The sequence below is a fragment of the Paenibacillus glycanilyticus NBRC 16618 genome (genome assembly GCF_004000805.1).
In the GTDB taxonomy this organism is placed as follows: domain Bacteria; phylum Bacillota; class Bacilli; order Paenibacillales; family Paenibacillaceae; genus Pristimantibacillus; species Pristimantibacillus glycanilyticus.
Map to the genome: position 1 here is coordinate 42,541 of NZ_BILY01000039.1, position 22,729 is coordinate 65,269.

The window sequence follows — 22,729 nt, forward strand, 5'->3', positions numbered from 1 at the left end:
CTGTTAGACTACAACTTCGACTTTCTTCTTGAGCAGCTTCTTCACGTAATTCGCAGCTCGTACCTGCAGGTCAAGGCTTGGCGAGATGACTCGCTTGTACGCCCCGGAACGGATCGCTTCCCTCAGCTCGGCTACAGTCTCAAAATCTCCCTCGAACTGGTTGTATACGCAGCCCACCTGGAACATCTGGTGCGCGTCGCTTCCCGCAATAACCGGTACGCCAAGCTCGGCGCCAAGCGTCAGGACCTTCGCGATATTTTCCTGGATGCCAATCTCATGCAGGTCTTTGCCGTTCAGGTCGAACGCATCGAACCGCTTCAGCAGCTCCTTGTCGATATGGTAGAGATGGTTGGATTCGCGGTACGGATGTCCGCCGATGACCATCAGGCCGCGCGGGTGGCACAGCTCGTACAAGCGCTCCAGTCCGATAAAACATTCCGCTGTCAGGTGATCCTCCAGCAACGCTCGCACTTCGAGCAGCTTATCCTTCGGACCGCTGACGAGGATATGGCCGCCTTCGGCTACGTCAACCTCCATGCCGGTGAACAGCTTGAAGCCGTCGACATTATAGTAGTGGTTGTTGCAAGGATACATCTTATCGAGCGTGCCGTATACGTCCTCGAAGCGGTGCGTGTTGAAATGCTCAGTCAATGTGATCGCGTTGAGTCCTTGGGCCTTTGCTTCATTGATCATGCTATTGAAATGCTCGATCTCGAAGTTCGTTTTCTTCGAAAGTTTAACGTGAATATGAAAGTCGATCTTCATGAGTGGATTCCCCCGGTTCATTGTTGTGTGCGGCATATTGTAATTCCATTCGGATACCTGTCTTCTTATCGTAAGCGTTCATCTGTTCTTGGCGGAGCACAGCGTATAAGGTGGTGCCTGGCTCGTATTCGGATTCGCCAATGACGCGGGCCATTAAGGACATGCCTGCGGCGTCCAGCTGGACAAGCGTCTCCGCGCCGGACGGAAATACTGCCGATACAGACATGGCGATGCTCCCCGGACGGCGTTCCTCGTACAGCCGGATATCTTCCGGCCTGACGGTAAGCACCACTTCCTGCCCATCCTGCATAGTGGGGCTGTCACCCCCAGCAAGAGGAATCAACACCACCGGCGTCTCCAGCCAGCTTAATCCTTCCTCATCTGTACGGATAACTCCTTCCAGACGATTCATCTGCATCCCCGCGCTTCCGATAAACTCGGCGACTTGCAGCGTTTTTGGACGCTTATAGAGCTCCCGCGGTTTATCCAGCTGGACGATCTCTCCGCCGAAAAAGACCGCAACCTGCGTCGACAACGTCATCGCCTCATGCTGGTCATGCGTAACGTAGATGACCGTCGTGTTCAGCTCCTGATGGAGCCGCTTCAGCTCGGCGCGCATCTCTACGCGCAACTTGGCATCAAGATTCGACAGCGGCTCGTCGAGCAGGAGAATATCCGGCTCGGTGACGATGGCGCGGGCGATCGCGACGCGCTGCTGCTGGCCGCCGGACAGCTCGCTTGGGTAGCGGCCGGCAAGCTCGGCAATGCGCATTTTGCCAAGCGCCGCTTCTACCTTCTCGCGTACAACCGCCTTCGCCAGCTTCCGTACTTGAAGGCCAAAGGCGACATTTTCGTACACGGTCATATGCGGCCACAACGCATAACTCTGGAAGACCAGGCTCAGCCTGCGCTTCGACGGCTCCATATGGAACTGCGTCTCGCCGTTTGCGACTTCGCATCCGCTGATCGTGATGGTCCCAGCGTCGGCCTTTTGCAGGCCGGCGATGGTGCGGAGCAGCGTGGTTTTGCCGCAGCCGGATGGCCCGAGGAACGTCATGAAGTCCCCCTGCTTAATCGTTAACTCAATATCGTTAAGAACCTGCTTCCCATCCAAAGCGACATGGATGCCTTGCAGCTCGATTGCGTTCATGGTTATTGCCCTCCAATCCCTTGCGTCAGATCGGCCTTGCCAAACTTCACCGCGAGGAAATATACCGTAATGACGATCGCGATAATGATCATCAGGATGACGTTCGTCAGTTGCTCATAGCCCTTCTCTGCATAATAGAAGGTAATGGTCGTCAGCGTCTCCGTGCGTGGAGTGATCAGCAGGATAATAAGCTCCATCTCCTTCATCGCCCCGATAAACACGAGGAGAAACGCCGACATTAAGCTTTTTCGGTTAAGCGGCAGCAGAATCCTTCGGAACCGCGTAAGCCAAGAAGCCCCGCTGATCTGCGCCGCTTCTTCCAGCTCCTTGCCGATCTGCATCATCGAGGCGCTGCCCGCCTTGACGGTGAACGGCAATTCTTTTACGACGGTAATTAAGATCAATAACGTAATTGTCCCGTACAGAGCCGGAATGATTAGGGTTGGCTTTGCAAACATTGAGATATAGATCGCGGCAAGCGAGATTCCCGGAATCAGATACGGCAGAAAAGAAACCTGATCCACCATCCGCCCGATCCACGACTGCCTGCCCCTAGCGACAACGTAGCCCAAGATAAGCCCGATCACCGCCGCTATGACGGAGGCGACTCCCGCGATGTATAGGGAATTTTTCAGCGCAAGCATAAAAATATCGTTTTGCAGGACGCCTTTCTCACCGGTGTTAATGTTCGGATCGGAGCCGCCCCACCAGTAATGCGTGGTGAAGTTGTCAAGCGAATAGACGCCTTCCTTCAGCATAAAAGACTGGAACAGCAGCACAAGCAGCGGCACGACGGAGATGAAAATCATCACAAACGCCGCCGTCCCCGCTGCCGGATATCTCCAGCGTCCAAGGGAGGTCAACGTTCTGGCGCTGTCTTTTCCCGTTACCGTGACGAAGCTTTTTCTCCGCCCCACCACCCGTTGGTTCAGATAAATCGTCAGCATGGAGATTAGCATCAGCGTTAGACTAAGCACATTGGCTTCGGTTGTCAGCCTCGAGCGCATACTGGAGTAGAGCATCGTTGAGATCATATAGAAATTCACTGGAGTGCCAAGCAAGGCAGGAACCCCATAGGAGCTGATGGCTTTCGTGAAAATCAGAATAAAACCGGACAAAATCGACGGCATCACGAGCGGAAACACGATCCGACGCAAAATCGTCCACCGAGCCGCTCCCGTCACGGATGCCGCCTCTTCGAGCTGGCTGTTCATGGAGCTAAGCGCCGCCCCAACAATGAGGAAGAAGAAGACGCTGTCGTGAATCGACAGGGACACCACGATTGGCACAAAGCCGTAGGACAGCCAGTCCGGCGGTGACACATGCAGGAGCGCCTCCATAATGCCGGGCGTCCCGCCGATTTTGCCGTTTTTGAAGAAGGTGAGCCATGCCTGCGAGATAATCCAGGACGGCAGCAGATACGGGATGACGGCCAGGAAGGCGATCGTTTTTTTCCAAGGAACGTTCGTCCGCACAACTAGCCACGCCAACCCGCATCCAATCAGCATCGACAGCGCCGAGACGGCGAAGCCAACTCCAAGCGAATTGAGAATCGGCTTGTAAAACAAATTCATGCTCATATCGCTCGCCAGCACGCGGGTCCAATGGTACAGCGTGAAATGCCCCGGGTTCGCTTCCCCCGTCAGACGGACATCCTGCTGCCTCCATAAGAAGGTCGTATACAGAATCTTCAGGACCGGCCATGCAATCGTATAGGCCAGGAAGAGCAGGGCCGCCAGCCCGATCAGATGAATAGGGCTCTTCAGCCAGTTCGCAAGCCCGTTATAGAACCGCGTGCTTCTCACGGTTAGCGCCGATTTGTTCGCCAATTCTCTCTCCACCTTGCCGCGTTATTTTTGCTTAATCCAGAAGTCGCGCACTTTCGGTGCGGTCTTGTACAGGGCATCGCCGTCGAACAGCCACAGGTTCAGCTCCTCGAAGGAAATGTCGTTCTTCGTCTTCACGTCCGAACGCGGTACCCACGAGCCCACCTCGTTGAACGGAGCAAGACCTTCGCCCGTGCCGTCCTTCTCGCCCATCATCCAACGGATGAACAGCTTCGCCGCTGCTTCATGAGGAGCTTTGTTCGCGATGAAAAAGTACCCGGAATCCGGAACCGATGTTTTCGGTTTAATGTCATAGATCGGGGCGATCGTCCAGCCCTTCTCTTCATTCTTCGATACGTCGCCGGACACCGCAAGGCCAAGCGCGTCACTGCTCGCTTTGCCAATGGCGTCGAGGACGTCGTCGCTGCCTTTTAACACGATAAGGCCGTTGTCGAACAGCTCTTTAATGAACTCGTAGCCTGCATTATCCGTACCGTTAAGGACGATGTCTTTGCCGAACTTCTCCTTGTAAGCCGCTGCCATGTCGTCGCTGTTGATGACCATTGTTGTGAACAGATCCATAAAAGCCGGGGAGCTAAGCGGATCAGCCGTGTAGACTTTGCCCTTGAACTCCGGAGTCGTCAGATCCCACCAGTTCGTTACGGGCGCCTTGTCGTATGTAGATTTATTGTAGAAAAGAGTCCGGAACTCCACGTAGTTCGCATAAGCTTCCGCCTGCGTGCGGTAAGGCTCGTCGACCATCGGCGCGATATCCTCCGGCAGGTATTTGATATAGCGGCCCGTCATCACCATCTCTTCCTCAACGGCCCCGCTGACTTCCTTCGTCAGGATAACGTCCGGGTTGAACTGCCCCGCGTCCTGCTCCTTCGTCACCTTGTCCATCATCTCGTCGGACTTCACCTTGCTGACTTCAACCTTGATGCCCGGGTATTGCTTCATGAAAGTCTCCGCCGCGTCGTTTGCGCGTCCGGAAGTGGAGTATACGATCAGCTTGCCTTCTTCCTTCGCTTTGGCGTACAATTCATCAACCGATTCCGCTGCCGGTGCAGTCGATGGGTCGGCGGAAGGCGCCGTGGCATTTGCATTTGTACTTGCCGGCGCGTCTGATGGCACCGCATTCGAGAGTGTATTCGAGCTCTTGTTGTCTTGGCCGCAGGCCGACATAATCGTCATGGCGGATGCTGCCGTAAGCAGGACTAAAGCTGTTTTTTTCTTGGAAATGAACATAAGGATAACTTCCTCCTAGTAGATGGGCTCTCCACGTCCTCATCTTTGTTTGTCTCTCGAGTTAGATGATAGGGCCCGATTGTCAGAGGCATGTTACGGCTATGTGGAGTTTTAGTAAAAAACTATTATTTTTTACGTTATGAAAGTTTTTGTTCATTTTTAAGGAGTGTTTAAAGGGAGAAACCTCTTACAAATAAAGGAACTCCCTTTTTAGTAATCGAATACTCATAGAGTACTAATCTGATTAGCAGGGGGTAGGTGTCTTGACCAAATATATCATCCATATCCTTTCAAGTATCGTATGCCTATTGTTACCGGTGATTTTCTCGCTACATATGTTGTGGGATATGCACCACCCGAAAACCGGACCGGTTGGCAACGGCGAACCTAATTACTTTACTTTTCCTGAGATAGTGCCATTAATCAGTTGCTTCCTAATGGGAGCCTTGAATTTACCCGTTGCGATTATACGTTACAGACAACATAAAAGAGATCAGGAAACTAACAAAGACAAAGAAATCTAGAGAGGGTGTTAGCTGTGGGCGCTTGGGGAACGGGAATTTTTGATGATGATACGACATGCGATGTGCGCGACGATTATTTCGATTTATTAGCAGAGGGACTAACCGCCGAAGAAGCCAGCAAAAGCATTCTCAATAGCTACCATGAAGAATTTGATGATGAAGAGGATTTGGAAGTCATGACGCTCGTTTACTTGGGCCTTGCCGGTGCTCAATTGGAGAAAAAACATGTGCTTGAGAACATCAAAATTAAAACCATTACGCTTATTGATTCAGGTGCAGAACTCTCGCTTTGGGAAGATTCGAATAAGGAAGACCTCGAGGAACGAAAAAAAGTCTTGGCCGCATTTAAACAAAAGTTGCTTGCTTCGGGCTAGTTGACATACGGAACTCATTAGGAGAGATCATCATAAAGACAATCATCATACGCGGAATATTACTGTCAGGGATAATCGCGATCTGCATGTTAGGCGTTGAGTCTTACTATAGCCATAAGAAGACGTTATCGGTCGAGCAGGATTTCGCGACGAACCCGATGGCTTCGACGGCACAATACTTTCCGCAACAATACTATCTATTAACGAACTCCTTATGGCTAGACGTAGTCCTTGTCTGCCTGGGATCATTTCTCCTTTATCTTGCTGTTTGGGTCATATGGAGAAGAGCGAAGCTTAGATCATAGAAAAATCCTACGTTGGATCTCATCCAGCGTAATTGCCCCATTTCGACAAACCGCTTACCTTACGTTGGATTTCATCCAGCAGAATTAGCATCTTATGCCCCAAACTACCCTCTTCACCGGCTATTTCGTTGGATAGACTCCAACGTAGCCACCAAGTCTTTGCATTTCCGCCCCTTTTTACTGGACAAACTCCAACGTAGCCCGTCCATCCGCCAGCTAGTAATCAAATAAGTCGATTGATATACTTTATAGGTAGAATGAACCGATCGAACTTGCAATTAAAGAGTGTACCGGAGGAAAAAAATGAACAAAACCGATCGGCAGCTCGCCATCATGCTTGAGCTGCAGCGGAGCAAAGTAATAAGAGCGGAGGATCTGGCCTCCTTATACGAGACGAGCGTGCGGACCATCTATCGGGACATTCAAGCGTTGAGCGAGATGGGCGTCCCCATCTTTGGCGCTCCCGGGCATGGCTACTCCCTAATGGAAGGCTATTTTCTGCCGCCCATCGGGTTCTCGGCCGAGGAAGCGGTGGCCCTGCTGATGGGCGCTGATTTCATCGAGCAGCGGCTCGATGGCGATTACGCCAGAGTAGCGAAGGCTGCGAGAAGCAAGATTGAAGCTATCCTCCCCGAGGCTGTACGCGAGGAATCGACTCGCGTCCGGGAAACGATGCGGCTCCTGAATGCAGGAGAACCAAGAACCGGCTTGAAGGAAAAGGACATTCTCGGACAAGTGAGGAGAGCCATCCTGGAGCGTCGCAAAATCAGCTTCTCCTATAAAAAGAAGACTCCGGAAGCAGACGGCAACCGGGAGAGCACTCGCGAGGTAGCCCCGTACGGCTTGGCTTTTGCCCAAGGTAATTGGATGCTTGTCGGGCATTGCGGGCTGCGCCAGGATATCCGCCATTTTCGGCTTTCCCGAATGACAAATCTCACCGTACTCGACACGCCGTTCGCCATGCCGCACGGGTTCAACTTAAATCGTTACCGTCCGCAGGATGACCGCAATGAGCATATATGGATTCGGGCCAACCCCGAGATTGCCGACAAAATCGCGGAGTCAGGCAATTTCTATATCGAATCGGCCGAGGAACGCGAGGATGGTCTTTGGGTGCATTTCCGCGTTCGAGCACCGGAGGAAATTGTTCCTCTTATCCTTAGCTGGGGCGGAGACGTTGAAGTCATGGAACCGGAGTCTTTACGCTATCGGGTTCGGGTAGAAGCCGAAAAAATGTTAAAACGCTACTGACATACTGTTGTCAGTAGCGTTCTTTTATATTGGGATTATCCGAAACATTGAAGGAGTGTTGGTAAGATGAGAAGCACAACGGAAGCCTTGCAGGCATTTGAAAAATCGGTTGAAAGGTATATCGATGAACTAAACCACATCAGCATAGAGCAATTACTCGCTAAGCCAAGCGAGGAAGATTGGTCGATTGGGCAAATGTACGTCCATTTGATCCGGTCCGCTCAATACATGCATCTGCGTAACGTGGATCAATGCATCGCGGGAAGCGAAGCGGTGTTGGCAGGCACGGGCGTCAAAACGGAAAATGGCAAGGCTGCCTTTGAGCTTGGAAGCTTCCCGCCTATTCGGATCCGGGTCCCGGCATCTCCGCAGTATACGCCTCAGCAGCCGGACAATAAGGAGCAGCTGATCGCGGGACTTGAGGACGTTGCGGAACGAATGAGAAGTACGGAACCCACTTTAGTTCAAGCGCCACCAGAACATACAGTCCCTCATCCCAACTTTGGCGCACTAAACGCAGCAGAGTGGTTTTTGTTAGTCGAGATGCACTACAGGCATCATTTCTTGCAGCTGGAACGGCTGAAAAGCTTTCTGAAAAATATATAAAAAACAAATCAGCGTTGCCATTCCAATACGGCGACGCTGATTTGTTTTTTATTTAGTCTGCTTGCACAACCCTCTACTCGCTAACGTTTAAGGAACTGCCCTTCGCAAAGAAGGCCCGCGTTTCCTTGCGTGTCTCCGCAGGCAGCACACGATCCAGCTCCTCCTCCAGCCAAGACAATTTCTTATTCCGCAAATAATTCTGCATAGTCTCTTCGGCTTCGAGCATTACTAAATTAATCGAGCATGAACCCGTAGATTGCGCACAGTCCGAACAATCGCGGTCGCGATAAAGGTAGCCCTTATCCTTTATGTTCTGGCACTGGAAAATCGGCTTCTTGCCCTCCACGGCCTCGACTACATCCCAAAAGGAAATGTCGTCAGGATCGCGCGCGAGCTTGAATCCGCCTTTAACACCTGGAACCGACGAGACGATGCCGGCCTTCGTCAGTTTTGTGAAAATTTTGGACAAATAGGTCTCCGGAATGCCTTGGAAAAAAGCAAGCTCCTTGATGCCAATCGTTGACTCGTTTGGAATCAAGTAAACAAGACAATGCAAGGCATATTCGACTCCGACACTATACTGCATGATAACTCCTCCCATTATCGCATGGGTAAATACTATAAATTTAATGATAACGGCGCCCCTTGTCAACTTTAGCTTGGCATAAAAATGGAATTGACTTTGCCTATTTGAAGCCGTATATTGGAGTCACATCTAATCGGCGATTAACATTGTCGCCAATTAGCAAAAACATAATTCAGGAGTGAAAGAAAATGGAAAAGCTTCTTGTTATTAATGCGCATGCTACTGTAGACTCCGCTGCTTCCGTCAGCCTGCAAGTCGGCCATCATTTCATTGAGAATTACCGTAAGCTGAATCCAAACGCACCAATCGAGCAAATCGATCTTTATAGTGAAGAAATCCCGGAATTAGACAGTACCGTTCTGGGCGCTTGGGGTAAATTAGCCTCCGGCGAAGAGCTGACGGACGAAGAGAAACGCGTCACCGGCAGAATGAACGAAATCCTGCAGCAATTCAAGAGCGCAAGGAAATATGTGATTATCATGCCACTTCACAACTTCAATATCCCTTCCCGCCTGAAGGATTACATGGATAACGTCATGATCGCTCGCGAGACTTTTAAATATACGGAAAACGGCGGCGTAGGCTTATTGACCGACGGCCGGAGCCTGCTCGTTATCCAAGGCAGCGGCGGCATCTACACGAATAACGACTGGTACACGGACAACGAATTCTCCCACAAGTACCTCAAATCGATGTTTAACTTCCTCGGCATCGAGGATTACCGGATTATCCGCGCGCAAGGCACTAACGTGCTGGATAAAGCGGAAGTACTGGATAAAGCGAAAAAAGAAGCCGAAGAAGCGGCAGCGCGTCTGGCAAGCAAAGTAACCGTCTAACATTTTGGTTTCGTGAGAGAGGGGGATAATCGATGTCGACTTTTATTGCGGATATCAAGATTCCCGACAGCAAGCTGGCCGTTGAAGCAGCCGAGTTATTGCGCGAGCACGGCGACGATCTGTTGTGGAATCATTCGAACCGGGTATTTTTGTTTGGGGCGATGAAGGGGAACCTGAATCAAATCAAATACGATCCCGAATTGCTTTATATCAGTTCGCTTTTTCACGATATCGGACTTACCCCCGCCTTCCGAAGCGAGGACAAACGTTTTGAGGTCGATGGGGCTAACGCGGTTCGCGATTTCCTTACAAGCCGCGGCGTTTCGGAAGAGTTCATCCGGCTGGCATGGGATGCCGTAGCGCTTCACTCCACCATAGGAATCGTCGAATATAAAGAAGCCGAAGTTGCGCTTATGAACTTTGGCGTTGGTTACGATGTCGTGGGGAAAAGTTTCGAACTCATTTCCACCGAAGCGCGGGAGCAAGTCGTCAAGCATTTTCCTCGCGACAACTTCAAGCACGGGATTCTCCATGCTTTCCTGGATGGGTTTAAGCACAAACCGGAAACGACATACGGCACCATTAACGCCGACGTGTGCGAGATGCTGCTTCCGGGCTTTAAACGGCCGAATTTCTGCCATAGCGTGCTTCATTCCCCATGGCATGAGTAATCCTTACGACGGCTAAAGACGGTTTGGCCAAGAACATTTATCTATAGCAGAGCAATGAGAGGCAGTCGAGACCTTGCGGTCTATGACTGCCTCTTTTTTATTTAATGTTATAAAAATTAACATTTATCTTACATAATTTGCACTCTGAAGAGATCATTATCAAAAAATCGATGAAATCAGAAAAAACGTGGTGTTTAAGCGTTTTCTTCGCCTTTCATCTTGTTTGAATTACCTAGTTAACCAAACTAAGATTAATCGATAGACGGATAGAGAGATTCAGGGGAGGTTCTTCTATGTAACTTGCATGTCATATATAATCATTGTCTCATGCCGCTTTTGTCTACTAAGTAATTATATTTGACATTAATAGACTGGCTTATGCCAATCCAAGGAGGACGCCATGATTAAACCGATTACGAAATTAGCCAGCCTTGTAATGCTAAGCACCTCACTTCTTTTCACCCCGGTCCTGGATACCGGTGCTTATGCCAGCGGCACAAGCACGCCAACCGCTCTGGAGCAGCCCCAAGTACAGGAGCCGAAGGCGTTGGTTCAGCTCTCCGGCCCTGCCCTCACCTCGGTCGGCAACTCCTTCGACGTAAACGTATCGCTGACGGGCGCTACCGGCGATGCAACTGCAGGTAAATTTATTTTCGAATACGACCCGACTCAATTTGAGTATTTATCCGCGACATCAGCTAATTCGGCCGCTACCATTGCCGGGATAAACGCCGAGTCCGGCAAGGTGACCATCGTAACGACGGATACAACGGGCAGCCTAACAACGGCCGGCACTCTCCTCACCTTGACCTTCAAAGCCAACACGGCTTCGGATCTAAGCGGAATCACCGGCACGGTTGAGCTTGGCATCGACGACGGAAGCACGGTTCAAACGCCGGAGGAATCGCTTGCCGTCCAGATTACGGGCGCAGCCGAGGGTGATCTGAATAATAACAACGTCATCGACGTGGGCGATCTCTCCGTCCTGATCAAATACTTCGGTATCGCCTCGGACGATCAGAACTGGACGAAGGTTGCAAACGGCGATTTCAACAAAAACAATACCATCGATGTCCAGGATCTCGCCACCTTGGGCAAAAAGGTGCTCTACGACAACGGTCAGCCCTTCGAACTGATGGAAGCCGATATCATGAGCATTCAGAATGCCATGGCTGCCGGCAAATTGACTTCCGAACAGCTCGTTCAGATGTATCTGGACCGGATCAATGAATACGACGATACGATCAATTCGCTTATCACGGTTAATCCGGATGCGCTGGCTACCGCCAAAGCGCTCGACGAAGAGCGCAAGGAACAAGGTCCGCGCGGTCTTATGCACGGCATTCCGATCATCGTCAAGGATAACTACGATACGCTTGGCATGCCAACAAGCGCAGGCTGTACCTGCCTGAAGGACAACCAGACCGTGAGCGACGCCTTCATGATCAAGAAGCTGAAGGATGCCGGAGCGATCATCCTGGCCAAGGCCAACCTGAGCGAATTCGCGATTAACACGGACACGAACAGCTCGTTGGGCGGACAAACGTGGAATCCTTACAATATTAAACTAAACCCGGGCGGCTCCAGCGGCGGTACAGGCGCATCGCTTGCATCCAACTTTGGCGTAGCCGGTCTCGGCACCGATACAGGCGGTTCGATCCGCATCCCTTCGTCATGGAATAGCATTGTCGGCATCCGTCCAACGATTGGCCTGACAAGCCGCGACGGCATTATTCCGCTCGCGCTGTCCCAGGACGTAGGCGGACCAATGGCGAGAAACGTATCCGACGCAGCTATTCTGCTTGACGCGGTCAGCGGCTACGATCCGAACGATATCGCCACAGCAGGAAGCGTCGGCAGAAAGCCAGTCAGCTACACGAGATTTTTGGACAAGAATGGACTTAAAGGCGCCCGTATCGGCCTTGTCATGGACAGCAGCGTTATAGGCAACAATCAGGAAGTGCTGGCTCTGCTTAATCAAGCTGCCCAGGATATGCGCGATCAAGGCGCAACGGTAGTTGGCGTTAACATCCCGAATATCACCGATATTTTGAAATACCCAAGCCTCAGCGGTTATGAATTCAAATTCAACCTGAACGACTACTTGTCCAACGCCAGGTTTGTCGACCCTAACGTGGTCCGCTATCATTCCCTGCAGGACATTATCAACTCGGGCAACGACTTCCTGCCGGCGCTGCAGAACACGTTGACCACCCGGAACAACGTCGTGTCGCTTGACACCCAGGAATACAAGGATATCGTGCTGTTCCGGCCGCGCACGACGCAGCAGTCGCTGCTTGGCTTGATGGCCGACAACAATCTTGACGCGATCCTGTATCCTTCGACTGCGGGACCTGCCGGTTCCGGCTCCGGTAACGCGAACCGCCTGAGCCCATTCTCCGGCTTCCCGGCAATCAGCGTTCCGGCTGGTTACGTATCCAGCGGTCTGCCGGTTGGCATTGAGCTGCTTGGACGCCCTTACGAGGAAGGCGAGCTTATCAAGCTTGGCTATGCCTATGAACAAGCAACGCATCACCGTGAAGCGCCAACGTCGGTTCCTGCTCTGACCGGCAAATAAAGCACAAGGCCTTCTTTTCGCCGGCGTTTTACTATACGAGAAAGGACGAATCTGTTATGGCCCGTAAACGACTTTCCTTGCTTGCGACAATCTGCTTGGCGATAGCCATGCTCGTCCCCCATTATGCGATGGCCGCGGCTGATCCGCCCTCCTTTTCCGTCTCAACCGACAAAAGCGCCCTGAACAGCGGCGATGAGGTTACCGTTACGGTAAAAGGAAGCAAGCTGCAGGATGTATATGCTTATGAATTACATGTCTATTACGATTCCGATCTGCTGACCTTTAAAACAGGCAGCGAAAAGACGGCCTTGGTCGGCTTCAGCACGCCGGCTAAGGTTGTCGCGGACGGCGGGGGCGAATCCCATCTCGTATTCGCCCATACGAAGTCGGGAACCTCGCCAGGCGACAGCGGCGATCTAGATCTGGCCTCCTTCACCTTCACTGCGGCCGCTAACGGAAAAGCCGACGTCGAGGTCAGAAAAATCCGGCTTGTCGATTCGGCGTTAGCCTCAAGCACGATTGACGGTCATTATGCCGCCTCCATTCAAATCGGTTCATCGGGAGGCGGTTCAGGAGGATCCGGCGGATCCTCGGGCGGCTCGCCCGCCCAGCCTGCAGGAACCTTAACGGTGACAGCCGATCAATTAAAGAATGGTAAACCGATTGAGGTACCGGCATCCGCTGCCGTGATCAAGCTGCCGTCCAATACGGACGAGCTGCTTGGAAAAGGCACGCTGAGCATCGTCACCTCCGGCAAAGCTGAGCTGGACATACCTTCAAGCGTGTTCAGCGAACTGAAGACAAGCTTAACCTCAGCGCAGCTGCAAGGCGGCTCGATCTCCCTGACCATCAAGCCGGTCGAAGGAGCAGCGAAGCCAACACTCGGCGCGGATACCAAGCTAAGCGGATACAGCTACGAGCTGAAGCTGCAATGGATTGCGGCGGACGGTACTTCGTACGATCTGCATCAATTCAAAGAGCCCGTGACGCTTCGATTGCCGGTAGACGCTTCGATCAATCCGAAGCTGGCGTCCATCTTCTACCTCCCGGATAGCGGAGCCCCCGAGTTTGTTGGCGGGACGTACGGGAATGGCGTTTATGTTGCGCAGCTCTCGCATTTCAGCTCTTACGCGGTACTCGAGATCGACAAAAACTTTTCCGACGTCCCTAGCAGCTACTGGGCATCCGGCGTGATTAAGGAGCTCTTCGCGAAACAGATCGTGACCGGCACGACGGCATCCACCTTCGAGCCGAACCGAAGCGTTACCCGCGCCGAATTCACGGCGCTGCTCGTCAGAGCGCTTGGGCTGAAGGCGGAAGGAACGCCTGCCTTCACGGATATTCCCGCAGGCGCCTGGTATGCGGCCGACGTTGCCACGGCTTACAAAGCAGGCATCGTGCAAGGCGTAAGCAGCACAACGTTCTCCCCTGGCTCCAACATTACCCGTCAGGAGATGGCTACGCTCGCGATGCGAGGCTACGAACTCATGAAAGGCAAGCCGCCGGTTACGGCTGCCGAGCCATTCAAGGACGAAGCCTCCATCTCCGCCTGGGCACTGGATAGCGTTAAGAAAGCCGCTTCGCTTGGCATCGTTCAAGGACGGGCGAAGGGCGAATTCGTTCCGCTTGGCACCTCGACCCGCGCGGAAGCCGCTCAAATGTTGTACGGAGTAATAAATAAGCTGTAAGCCCGGTTCACCGGGAACATAGCCATTCGAATCATCATCAGAACCGGAAGGGATTTTATCCCCTTCCGGTTTTTTTCATTTGTTTACATTGCCCCACCATCCTCTTCTAAAAACTTTTTACAAATTTTATTCAAAACGCCGTTGACGAGACACCAAAAGGTGTCATATACTGAAAACATAAAACGACACCAAAAGGTGTCCTATTAAAGCAAACGACATACAGCGAAGTCGCAGCTCGCATAAAAACAAACCCATTCGAGGAGGAAATGAAAATGAGTAAAACAGTTGGCGCGGTAACATCCGCAAACGCAGGAACTAAGGTTCATGGAAAAAAGGTCGCCTATTGGTCCGTTACCCTGCTGCTTGCAGGAGCTCTTACTCTCAGCGGTCTCGGACAGCTGATGAAATTAGGCGGGAATGTCGATCTCGTCGCGAATCTGGGGTACCCCCTGTATATCATGCAGATTTTAGGGGTTTGGAAGCTGCTTGGCGTGATTGCCGTCCTTGCACCGCGTTTCCCACGGCTGAAGGAATGGACGCATGCCGGGATCTTCTTCTTGATGACGGGCGCCGCCTTCTCCCATCTGCTTGATCACGATTACGGAGCCGGCGGGTTCAACGTGATCCTTCCGCTGGTCTATGCCGCCCTAAATATCGCATCGTGGGCACTGCGCCCGGAGAGCCGTAAGCTCTAGAGCACAATTTTTGCGGACTCCGCCAACGGAATATTGGGGCGGCATCATTGACGGCGAAGTGTTGACGGTGGACGTTTGCAATAAATTGTCCTATACGTGGAACAGCGGCGGGATGAAGCAAACTGTCACTTGAACGCTGCAAGAAGCAGGAGACGGCAAGGTTAACCTTCATCTCGAGCAGGCCGGAATCACGAATGAACAAGCGCTGAATGGCGCCAAGTACGGCTGGAGCAAATGGTGCGGCGATCTTGAGAAGATCGTTGCTTAAGAGGCGACAGACATGTCGCTCGGCAGGATTTAGCTACGTTGGATTGAATGCAGCGTAATGCAGCTTTTTTGACCGACAGCTTAAGCTACATTGGATTGAATACAGTAGAATTGGCTTAAAGTGACCGATTCGGTTCATTCCGGCCACTTTCACTGGAATAAATCCAACATAGCACCGCACTGCCTCCCTTTTGGGCTAATTTTAATGGAGGAAATCCAGCGTAGGCGCTCTGGCCCGGGCTAGTGGTTGTTGTTTATGGAGCACTATAAACAAACGGCCCCCGCAGAGTCTATGCTCCCGGGGGCTGTTCTATTTCAAAATCCCTATTTCAAAATTTCCTCCTGCGTCGCCTTCTGATCCTTCACGATCTGGAAGATATCGTCCGGCATCAGCGCCGTATCTTTGTTGGCCGTGTACCATTCTTGGTAGAATGCGTCCAGCTTATCGCCGTTGTACTTCTTCCACAGCGCTTGCATCTCGGTTAACGCTTTATCCGTTGTATAGCCTCCGCCGCTTACAATCGCTTTTGTCATTAGGTTGCCGATCTCGGTGTTGGCATTCTGGAAGTCTACCAGCAGGTCCTGCGGAACCGTCGGCAGATGCTCCAAGTGAGTCAGGCCAGGGAACTGCGCGCCTTGATCGATCATATTGTAGAAGATGTCCATGTTTTCCTTGAATTTCTCCTTCGCAAGCTTCTCATCCGGCTTATCAGGATTAAAGCTGCTTGCCGTGAACGAGCATTTGCCGCCACTTACAACCGAGAAGATCATGTTGTAGTCCTGGCCCAGGTAGCCAAGCTCCGTCTTGTTCTTCTCTTGGTCGATCGGGTTCGGACAGCCTGTTGGACCTGCTTGCCAATGCGTACCCTCAATACCGTTCGTCAGCGTTCTGCCGGTGTCCGGTTCGGACAGGAAGTCCACATATTTCATGACAGCCTCAGGATTCTTCGCATTGCGGTTCACCACGGCCGTCAGCTGCACCGGATTGTTAATCCAGTTAATGAACTGGCCGCGCGGAGATTTCGGATAAGGCATAATTTCCAGCTTAGCGCCCGGAGCATTCGCTTGAAGCGTTGCATAATCCGTAATCCAGAGACGGTTCCAGAAGCTGTAATTCGATTGAACAAGGAACATGCCTGTCTTGCCGTTCAGGAAGTCCTGGCGGGCCTTCGCGCCGTTATTGTCGGTAATGTAGTCTTTATCGATAATGCCTTCGTCATAGAGACGTTTGGTGAAGTCGATGTATTCCTCGAAGTTATCCCATGTGCGTACCAAGGTTCCGTTCTCGTCTTTATAAGAGTTGCTGAGGTTGGTTCCGCCGAAAATATCCCCAAGACCCGGGCCTACGTTAAGACCGTACGTATCCTTCTTGCCATTGCCGTCCGGATCCTGCTCGGTGAACGCCTTGGCCACCTGATACATCTCTTCCGTTGTTTTCGGCATGGTCAAGTTCAGCTTGTCCAGCCAGTCTTGGCGAATCGCGATAATGAACTGCGGAATCGCTTCGTTCAGCTTGCCGAACTCGTAGATCTTGCCGTCGGACTTAACGGATACCTGCTTCAGAATCGGATTATCCTCCAGCAGTTTTTTGTAGGTCGTGCTGTACTGGTTGATCATATCGTCCAGCGGCATCAGCTGCTTCTGGTCATAGAGAGGGTTCTTGATGTTAGGATCGAACTCGAAGATCAGATCCGGCGCGCTGCCGGATGCGAACAGCGTATTCAGCTTCTGCTTGGACTCCGTCCGCGGAATAGCCGTGAATTTCACGTTTGTCGGGCTGTTCTCGTTAATCCACTGGGTCCAGCGGTTTTTCTCCATCGTGCCTTCGGAAGCCGCGATCAATCCACGGTCGTACACCGTTGCGCTGATCGTCGGCTTTTTGCCTCTGTCGCCGTCGGCGGATTTGCCGCCGCTGTTATCTGCATTGTCGTTGCTGCCGCAGGCTGCCAGAACCCCAAGCAGGGTTACCGATGCGCCGGCCAGCAAGACGTTTCTCTTCGTCATCTTTACCATTTATCTATTCCCCCATAGCCATAATGTAAAGTTAGTTACCCTTTTACAGATCCAAGCATGACGCCTTTTACGAAATATTTCTGCAAGAACGGATAGATCACGACCATCGGCAGGATAAGGACGATAATACCGGCCGATTTGATGCCCTCAGGCACCAGCTCCAAGGCACTCGTATCGTTCGCGAGCGACTCTGTGAGCAGAGACTGGCTTGCAATCATTTGCTGGATAAGAACGGTGATCGTATATTTTTCGGTCGAATTGATATAAATCAGTACGTTCATGAAGTTGTTCCAATAGCCTACGCCATAGAACAGGATTAAGGTTGCAATCACAGGCATGGACAGAGGGAGAACAATCCGGAATAACAGGGACATCTCCCTGCAGCCGTCAATCCGGGCAGCCTCTTCGATCTCCGGCTCGATGCCTTCGAAATAGGAACGCATAATGAGCATATTATACGTGCTGACCGCACCGGGCATCCATATCGCCCAATACGAGTCGATCATGCCTAAGCTTTTCACGACCAGATAAGTGGGTATTAAGCCGCCGGTGAAGACCATCGTGAAGAGCAGCATCAGCGTAAAGGTTCTTCTGCCGTAGAAATAACCCTTCGATAACGGATAAGCCGCACAAATCGTAAACACCATCGAGATCAGAACGCCGCCAACTGTCATAACAACCCCGTTCCACAGTGAAGCCAGCACCCGCGTTCCTTCGAATAAAGCGGAATAGCTTTGCAGGGTTACGTCGATGGGCCATAGCAATACTTGACCGGACTCGACCGCCTGCTTACCGCTGAAGGAGATGGATAGAATGTTAATGACGGGAGCCAGACACGAGATCGAAATGAGCAGCAGGAGAATCGAAATCCCTATTCTTGTTATTTTGTCTCCATAAGATTCTCTCATCTTCGCTTCACCTCAGAACAAGTTGCTATTGAATTTTTTGGCGATCAGGTTTGCGCCCAGAATAAGAATAAAGGCCACCACCGATTCGAACAAACCAAGCGCCGTCGTAAGACTGAATTGTCCGCCTTGGATACCCAAGGTATAGATGTACGTGCTAATCACTTCGGAGATATCCGATACCATGGCATTCCGCAGGTTGTAGATTTGATCGAAACCAACCTCTAAGACTCGTCCCATGGAGAGAATGAGCACTAGGATGATCGTGCCTCTGATGCCAGGCAGCGTAACATGCCAGGTTTGTTTCCATTTGCTTGCCCCGTCCAGTGCCGCCGCTTCGTACAGGGCTGGCGAGATCGACGTGAGCGCAGCCAGATAAATAATCGTGCTGAAGCCCATCTCCTTCCACACGCCCGATCCGACGAAGATCGTCACCCAGGAGAAGGTTTTGTACAGGAACGGATACGGCTCGCCATACTTGTCCTCAATCCAATGGTTCAGGAAGCTGGACTCCATCGAGAACAGCGTGATGACCATGCCGCCTACGATAACCCAGGAGAAGAAGTGCGGCAGATAGACGACCGTCTGGACGAATCTTTTATACCATGAACGTCTAACGCTATTAATCATAAGCGCCAGAATAATCGGTATGGGGAAGCCTACCACCAGGTTCAGCACGCTAAGCCATAACGTATTCCAAATAATCCGGAGCGTTTTGTCGTTGCTGAAGAGCATCTCGAAGTTTTTGAAGCCTACCCAAGGACTATGGAACACGCCATCGAAGAAGTTGTAATTCTCGAAGGAGATGACAAGCCCGCCTATTGGCAAGTATCTAAAAATCAAGTAATATGCAAGTGCCGGAGCAAACATCAACATTAGAGGCACATTTTTCTTGAACAAGGCTTTCTTAGATGCTGATTTCAAGCTATTCCCTCCTTTCAAGTTACTGTTAACCTTTGACCTGTTACCAGTGTATCCGTTTGCAAAGGGTACTTCTTTAATTTTAATTGGAGGAACTTTAGCTAAAATTAGATCTTGTAAGGAGGCTGGCTTTGTTATGCCGTTTCATACCCGAAGTCTTGTCGTCAAGCTGATTCTCAGCCTGTCGCTGATCGTCATTCTAACTTCCTCTATAACCGGAATCATCGTGTACCGGTCCAATCAGAACATGTTCCGCGAGGAAATCCGCAGCCAATTCCTGCAAAACAACAAGCAAGCGCTTCAGCGAATCAACCAGAATATCCATGAGGTTGAACGGATCTCGCAGTCCATCGTCTTTCATCCGACCGTCGTGAAGATCTTGACGAACTCCTTAAATAACGAAGATAAAGTCGAGCAGCTGCAGCTCATGTACGACATGGTCTCGCAGGCGAAGCTTGACGCGCCCCATATCCGGGCGATGTTCATTTTCAATCTGCACGGCGACAGCTACTACAATGCGAATTACGGCGCCGTCTCCATGCTGGACAAGCCGACTCGCAGCATTATCAATCAGGAGCTGGAAGGCACAAACGGCGCCTTAACCTGGTTCCGGCTCAAGCTGGCCAGCTCGGCCGACCCCAGCGGCTACCGGTATATGATTATTGCCGCCCGCGTAATGAAAAGCACCTACCAGGAAACGTACGGCACGCTGGTGCTGGTGCTGGACGAGGGCTTTTTCTCCGAGGTTATTGACGATATCGGTCAAACGGGCGGCATCGTCTATTTGCTGGATCGCAAGGACCGGCTGTTGTTCAGCCAGCGGAGCCAAGATGACGCTACCGCCGAAACGGATTATCCGGACAGCATTCCGCTGCAACATGACCAGGAAGAACGAGCTTCCGTTGTTCAGTCTACCGCTCAAGGCAATTATCTGTTCGTGAAAAACATCTCCGATTCCGGCATCTTTAAGCTGATCAGCGGTCTCGGACTAAGCGCTTTAGACAAGCGTAACGCCGATATCCTGAAAACCATCGCGATATCCGGCCTGTCCAGCATCCTGCTGACCGGCCTGCTCCTGACGCTCACCAGCACTAGGCTGCTGCGGCCGCTTGGGAATCTCGTATCCGGGATGCGGCGGCTTCGCTCAGGCCAGATGAACGCCCGCGTCGAGGTCCGCTCGAAGGATGAGCTGGCTTTTCTCGGGGAGTCGTTTAACGATATGGCGGATAACATACAGAAGCTGATCGACGAGGTGCTGCTGAAGCAGCTGCGGGAGAAGGAAGCTGAGCTGAGGGCGATCCAGGCGCAGCTTAATCCGCATTTCCTGTACAATATATTGAACGAAATCTATTGGAAGCTGTATTTGCAGAACGCCAAGGATACGGCCGGCATCATCCAATCGCTCTCGAAAATCCTGCAGTATTCCTTGAAGCCGATCGAGCAGCCAAGCACGCTCCGCGAGGAGCTGGAGCAGCTGCGGAGCTACATTAATATTCAGATGTCTCTCTTCCACCCCGACCTTGAGCTGGACATCCAAACGGACGAGCAGCTGCTCTGCATGGAAATGCAAAGACTGCTTCTGCAGCCGGCGGTCGAGAACGTCTTTGTCCATGCCTTTGCCGACAAGACAAAAGCAGACAAGAAGCTGCTGCGCATTCACGTTTACCAGGAGCAGGAGCATCTGAGAGTGGACGTAACGGATAACGGCAAAGGAATCGAGCCCGAGACGCTGCTTAAGTTAGAGGCGGGTGAACGCGATGTCCACGGCAATCATCTGGGCATTCATAACGTGGAGCGCAGAATCCAGCTCGTCTACGGCGCGCCATACGGGCTGCGCTTCGAGAGCAGGCCAAATGCCGGAACAACCGTCAGCTTTATTTTACCGATCAGCAAGGAGGACTCCGCATGAAGGGAACCGTCTTAATCGTAGAGGACCAGCCTAATTTCCGTGAGGGGCTTAAGTTTATGATCTCGCAGAGCAGGAATTGGATCGTCATCGGAGAAGCCGAGACCGGCGAGGAAGGCTGGCAGAAGGCGCTGGAGCTGAAGCCTGACCTCATTCTGATGGATATTCACATGCCCGTTATGAACGGGATTGAGCTCGCGGAGCGCATTCACTCGCATGGGATGGATACGCTGTTCATCATCATCACCGGCTATCAGGACTTTCAATACGCGCAATCGGCCATCCGGTACGGAGCGATGGATTTCCTGCTCAAGCCCTGCTCGGACGAGGATATTTCAGGCATTCTGGGCAGCGCCTCCAAGAAGCTGCAGGCCAAGCGCAAGGAGCAGCAGACGACACGGGAGCATCTGCTCCGCTCGATTCTGCTCAAGTATCAGATGAACCAAGAGCTCACCTCGCATTTTCTTCGTATGTTCGAAGGTTGCCAGCTGTGGCTGGTGACGATAACGGATTATTTTCCGGAGGGTAAAAATTACGGGGCCGACGATCTGTACGTGCTGCAATACGGAATCTACAACATCCTCCAGGAGTTGGCGCTTAGCGAGGATGCGAATGCCAAGCTGCTTATTCTGAAGGAAGATCAGTTTATCTTGTCCGTATCGTCCGATTTGGAGACGGCTTGCTGGAGAGAAAATGCGGCGCTTGCCGTACGCGAATACTTGGGCATTGCTATCGAAACCGTCCCGCTTGGCCCAACCCCGGACGTCGATGGGCTGATGTCGGCTTACGCCGACTATAACGAGCAGCGCGTGCATGCGCCAACGGTTCCGCAGATTGCGGTCCGGTCAAGCAAGCATCAAGCCGTCGAAGCGGTAAAAAACGAGATCATGTCGCTCATTATTTCCGGGGATCTTCAAGCTCTGCATGACTACTTCGAGAAGGTTGGCGGGCAAGCCGGTTCCCTTCCGCTGACGGACGGCAAGATTCTGGTCATCAACCACTCCCTAGCGCTGGATCAGATCTCCGAGGTGCTGGGGCTGTTCAGCCATCAGAGCAAGCCGGCCGAGGCGCTGCTGCAAACAATTGACCAGATTCCGGGAGCCATGGAGCTGAAGAGCTGGTTCAAGGCGGCCTGCCAGGATTTCGAAACCCGGCTGGACCGCTGGAAGCAGCAGGCTAATCCGTATGTGAACAGCATTCAACAGGCGATTGATTATATCGAAGAGCATTATTTGGACAGCGAGCTGTCGATCAAGCAAGTGGCGGAGAACATTCATTTGAATCCAAGCTACCTGAGCACCCTGTTCAAAAAAGAAACCGGCGAGACCTTCACCGGCTACGTGAATAAGCTTAAGCTGCAGAAAGCGCAGGTGCTGCTTCGCAACACGGACATGAAAATCTCGGAGATCTGCCAGACCGTCGGGTTCGAGGACTCCACCTATTTCTCGAGCGTGTTCAAGAAGCACTTCCAGATCTCGCCGAGCGAATTCCGGCAGAATCATTAACGGCGTAGAACAGACAGCGACCAAGGAACCACGTGTTCCTTGGTCGCTGTCGCTGTCTGTTACGAATTTCCTTTCGTTATATCCCCTCTCGTACACGTTGGATTCTGTA

Annotated in this window: 18 protein-coding genes and 1 pseudogene; 11 read left to right on the forward strand and 8 right to left on the reverse strand. The window is 51.9% G+C overall.

Annotation, left to right across the window (positions count from 1 at the left end):
* Window positions 1-3: 3 nt before the first annotated feature.
* The 4 genes from PGL01S_RS24695 to PGL01S_RS24710 are packed head-to-tail and all read right to left on the reverse strand — an operon-like array spanning window position 4 to window position 4,989.
* Window positions 4-765: a PHP-associated domain-containing protein gene (locus tag PGL01S_RS24695; protein ID WP_127497391.1), complete on the reverse strand. Its 762-nt coding sequence runs from the start codon at window positions 763-765 to the stop codon at window positions 4-6.
* Window positions 737-1,915 carry an ABC transporter ATP-binding protein gene (locus tag PGL01S_RS24700; protein ID WP_127497393.1) on the reverse strand — a complete coding sequence of 393 codons (1,179 nt, stop codon included), beginning with the start codon at window positions 1,913-1,915 and terminating at the stop codon, window positions 737-739. The genes PGL01S_RS24695 and PGL01S_RS24700 overlap by 29 nt, the downstream gene beginning before the upstream one ends.
* Before the next feature lie 2 nt (window positions 1,916-1,917).
* Window positions 1,918-3,744, reverse strand: coding sequence for an ABC transporter permease (locus PGL01S_RS24705; protein ID WP_127497395.1), 1,827 nt, complete (start codon window positions 3,742-3,744; stop codon window positions 1,918-1,920).
* Between the two features lie 21 nt (window positions 3,745-3,765).
* Window positions 3,766-4,989 carry an extracellular solute-binding protein gene (locus PGL01S_RS24710; RefSeq protein ID WP_127497397.1) on the reverse strand — a complete coding sequence of 408 codons (1,224 nt, stop codon included), beginning with the start codon at window positions 4,987-4,989 and terminating at the stop codon, window positions 3,766-3,768.
* A 538-nt stretch (window positions 4,990-5,527) separates the two neighbouring features.
* Here PGL01S_RS24710 and PGL01S_RS24715 point away from each other — a divergent pair.
* The 3 genes from PGL01S_RS24715 to PGL01S_RS24725 all read left to right on the forward strand — a co-directional run bounded on the left by PGL01S_RS24715 (window position 5,528) and on the right by PGL01S_RS24725 (window position 8,049).
* Window positions 5,528-5,887: a DUF4259 domain-containing protein gene (locus tag PGL01S_RS24715; protein ID WP_127497399.1), complete on the forward strand. Its 360-nt coding sequence runs from the start codon at window positions 5,528-5,530 to the stop codon at window positions 5,885-5,887.
* A 608-nt stretch (window positions 5,888-6,495) separates the two neighbouring features.
* Entirely contained in the window at window positions 6,496-7,443 is a 948-nt protein-coding gene (locus PGL01S_RS24720) for a helix-turn-helix transcriptional regulator (RefSeq protein WP_127497401.1), read from the forward strand.
* 66 nt (window positions 7,444-7,509) lie between these two features.
* Window positions 7,510-8,049, forward strand: a complete 540-nt coding sequence (locus PGL01S_RS24725; RefSeq protein WP_127497403.1) for a DinB family protein — start codon at window positions 7,510-7,512, stop codon at window positions 8,047-8,049.
* A 73-nt stretch (window positions 8,050-8,122) separates the two neighbouring features.
* Here the strand turns inward: PGL01S_RS24725 and PGL01S_RS24730 are convergent, their stop codons facing one another.
* The gene (locus PGL01S_RS24730) at window positions 8,123-8,635 is read right to left on the reverse strand and encodes an Rrf2 family transcriptional regulator (protein ID WP_127497405.1); all 513 of its coding nucleotides are present in this window, start codon (window positions 8,633-8,635) and stop codon (window positions 8,123-8,125) included.
* Window positions 8,636-8,823: 188 nt separating this feature from the next.
* Between PGL01S_RS24730 and PGL01S_RS24735 the strand changes: the two genes are divergently transcribed.
* The 6 genes and pseudogenes from PGL01S_RS24735 to PGL01S_RS24760 form a co-directional block, all read left to right on the forward strand.
* Complete coding sequence (locus PGL01S_RS24735) at window positions 8,824-9,471, forward strand: FMN-dependent NADH-azoreductase (protein ID WP_127497407.1); 648 nt, start codon at window positions 8,824-8,826, stop codon at window positions 9,469-9,471.
* Between the two features lie 32 nt (window positions 9,472-9,503).
* Entirely contained in the window at window positions 9,504-10,142 is a 639-nt protein-coding gene (locus PGL01S_RS24740; RefSeq protein ID WP_127497409.1) for an HD domain-containing protein, read from the forward strand.
* 400 nt (window positions 10,143-10,542) lie between these two features.
* Window positions 10,543-12,720 carry an amidase family protein gene (locus tag PGL01S_RS24745; protein ID WP_244935746.1) on the forward strand — a complete coding sequence of 726 codons (2,178 nt, stop codon included), beginning with the start codon at window positions 10,543-10,545 and terminating at the stop codon, window positions 12,718-12,720.
* Between the two features lie 56 nt (window positions 12,721-12,776).
* Window positions 12,777-14,408, forward strand: coding sequence for an S-layer homology domain-containing protein (locus PGL01S_RS24750; RefSeq protein ID WP_127497411.1), 1,632 nt, complete (start codon window positions 12,777-12,779; stop codon window positions 14,406-14,408).
* A 272-nt stretch (window positions 14,409-14,680) separates the two neighbouring features.
* Complete coding sequence (locus tag PGL01S_RS24755) at window positions 14,681-15,103, forward strand: DoxX family protein (protein ID WP_127497413.1); 423 nt, start codon at window positions 14,681-14,683, stop codon at window positions 15,101-15,103.
* A pseudogene (locus PGL01S_RS24760) lies at window positions 15,093-15,371 on the forward strand (SRPBCC domain-containing protein); the annotation flags it as partial. The gene PGL01S_RS24755 and the pseudogene PGL01S_RS24760, both read left to right, overlap by 11 nt.
* A gap of 323 nt (window positions 15,372-15,694) precedes the next feature.
* Here the strand turns inward: PGL01S_RS24760 and PGL01S_RS24765 are convergent.
* From PGL01S_RS24765 to PGL01S_RS24775, 3 genes are read right to left on the reverse strand one after another with little or no spacing between them, the layout of a single operon-like run.
* Window positions 15,695-17,383 (reverse strand): extracellular solute-binding protein, encoded by a 1,689-nt coding sequence (locus PGL01S_RS24765; protein WP_127497415.1) that lies wholly within the window; start codon window positions 17,381-17,383, stop codon window positions 15,695-15,697.
* Between the two features lie 35 nt (window positions 17,384-17,418).
* Window positions 17,419-18,291: a carbohydrate ABC transporter permease gene (locus PGL01S_RS24770; protein ID WP_127497418.1), complete on the reverse strand. Its 873-nt coding sequence runs from the start codon at window positions 18,289-18,291 to the stop codon at window positions 17,419-17,421.
* A gap of 12 nt (window positions 18,292-18,303) precedes the next feature.
* The gene (locus PGL01S_RS24775) at window positions 18,304-19,212 is read right to left on the reverse strand and encodes an ABC transporter permease (RefSeq protein ID WP_127497420.1); all 909 of its coding nucleotides are present in this window, start codon (window positions 19,210-19,212) and stop codon (window positions 18,304-18,306) included.
* Between the two features lie 133 nt (window positions 19,213-19,345).
* Here PGL01S_RS24775 and PGL01S_RS24780 point away from each other — a divergent pair, with 133 nt between their 5' ends.
* On the forward strand, window positions 19,346-21,118 hold the full coding sequence (locus tag PGL01S_RS24780) for a sensor histidine kinase (protein ID WP_127497422.1): 1,773 nt from the start codon (window positions 19,346-19,348) through the stop codon (window positions 21,116-21,118).
* Window positions 21,115-22,620, forward strand: a complete 1,506-nt coding sequence (locus tag PGL01S_RS24785; protein WP_127497424.1) for a response regulator transcription factor — start codon at window positions 21,115-21,117, stop codon at window positions 22,618-22,620. The genes PGL01S_RS24780 and PGL01S_RS24785 overlap by 4 nt, the downstream gene beginning before the upstream one ends.
* Window positions 22,621-22,729: the final 109 nt, after the last annotated feature.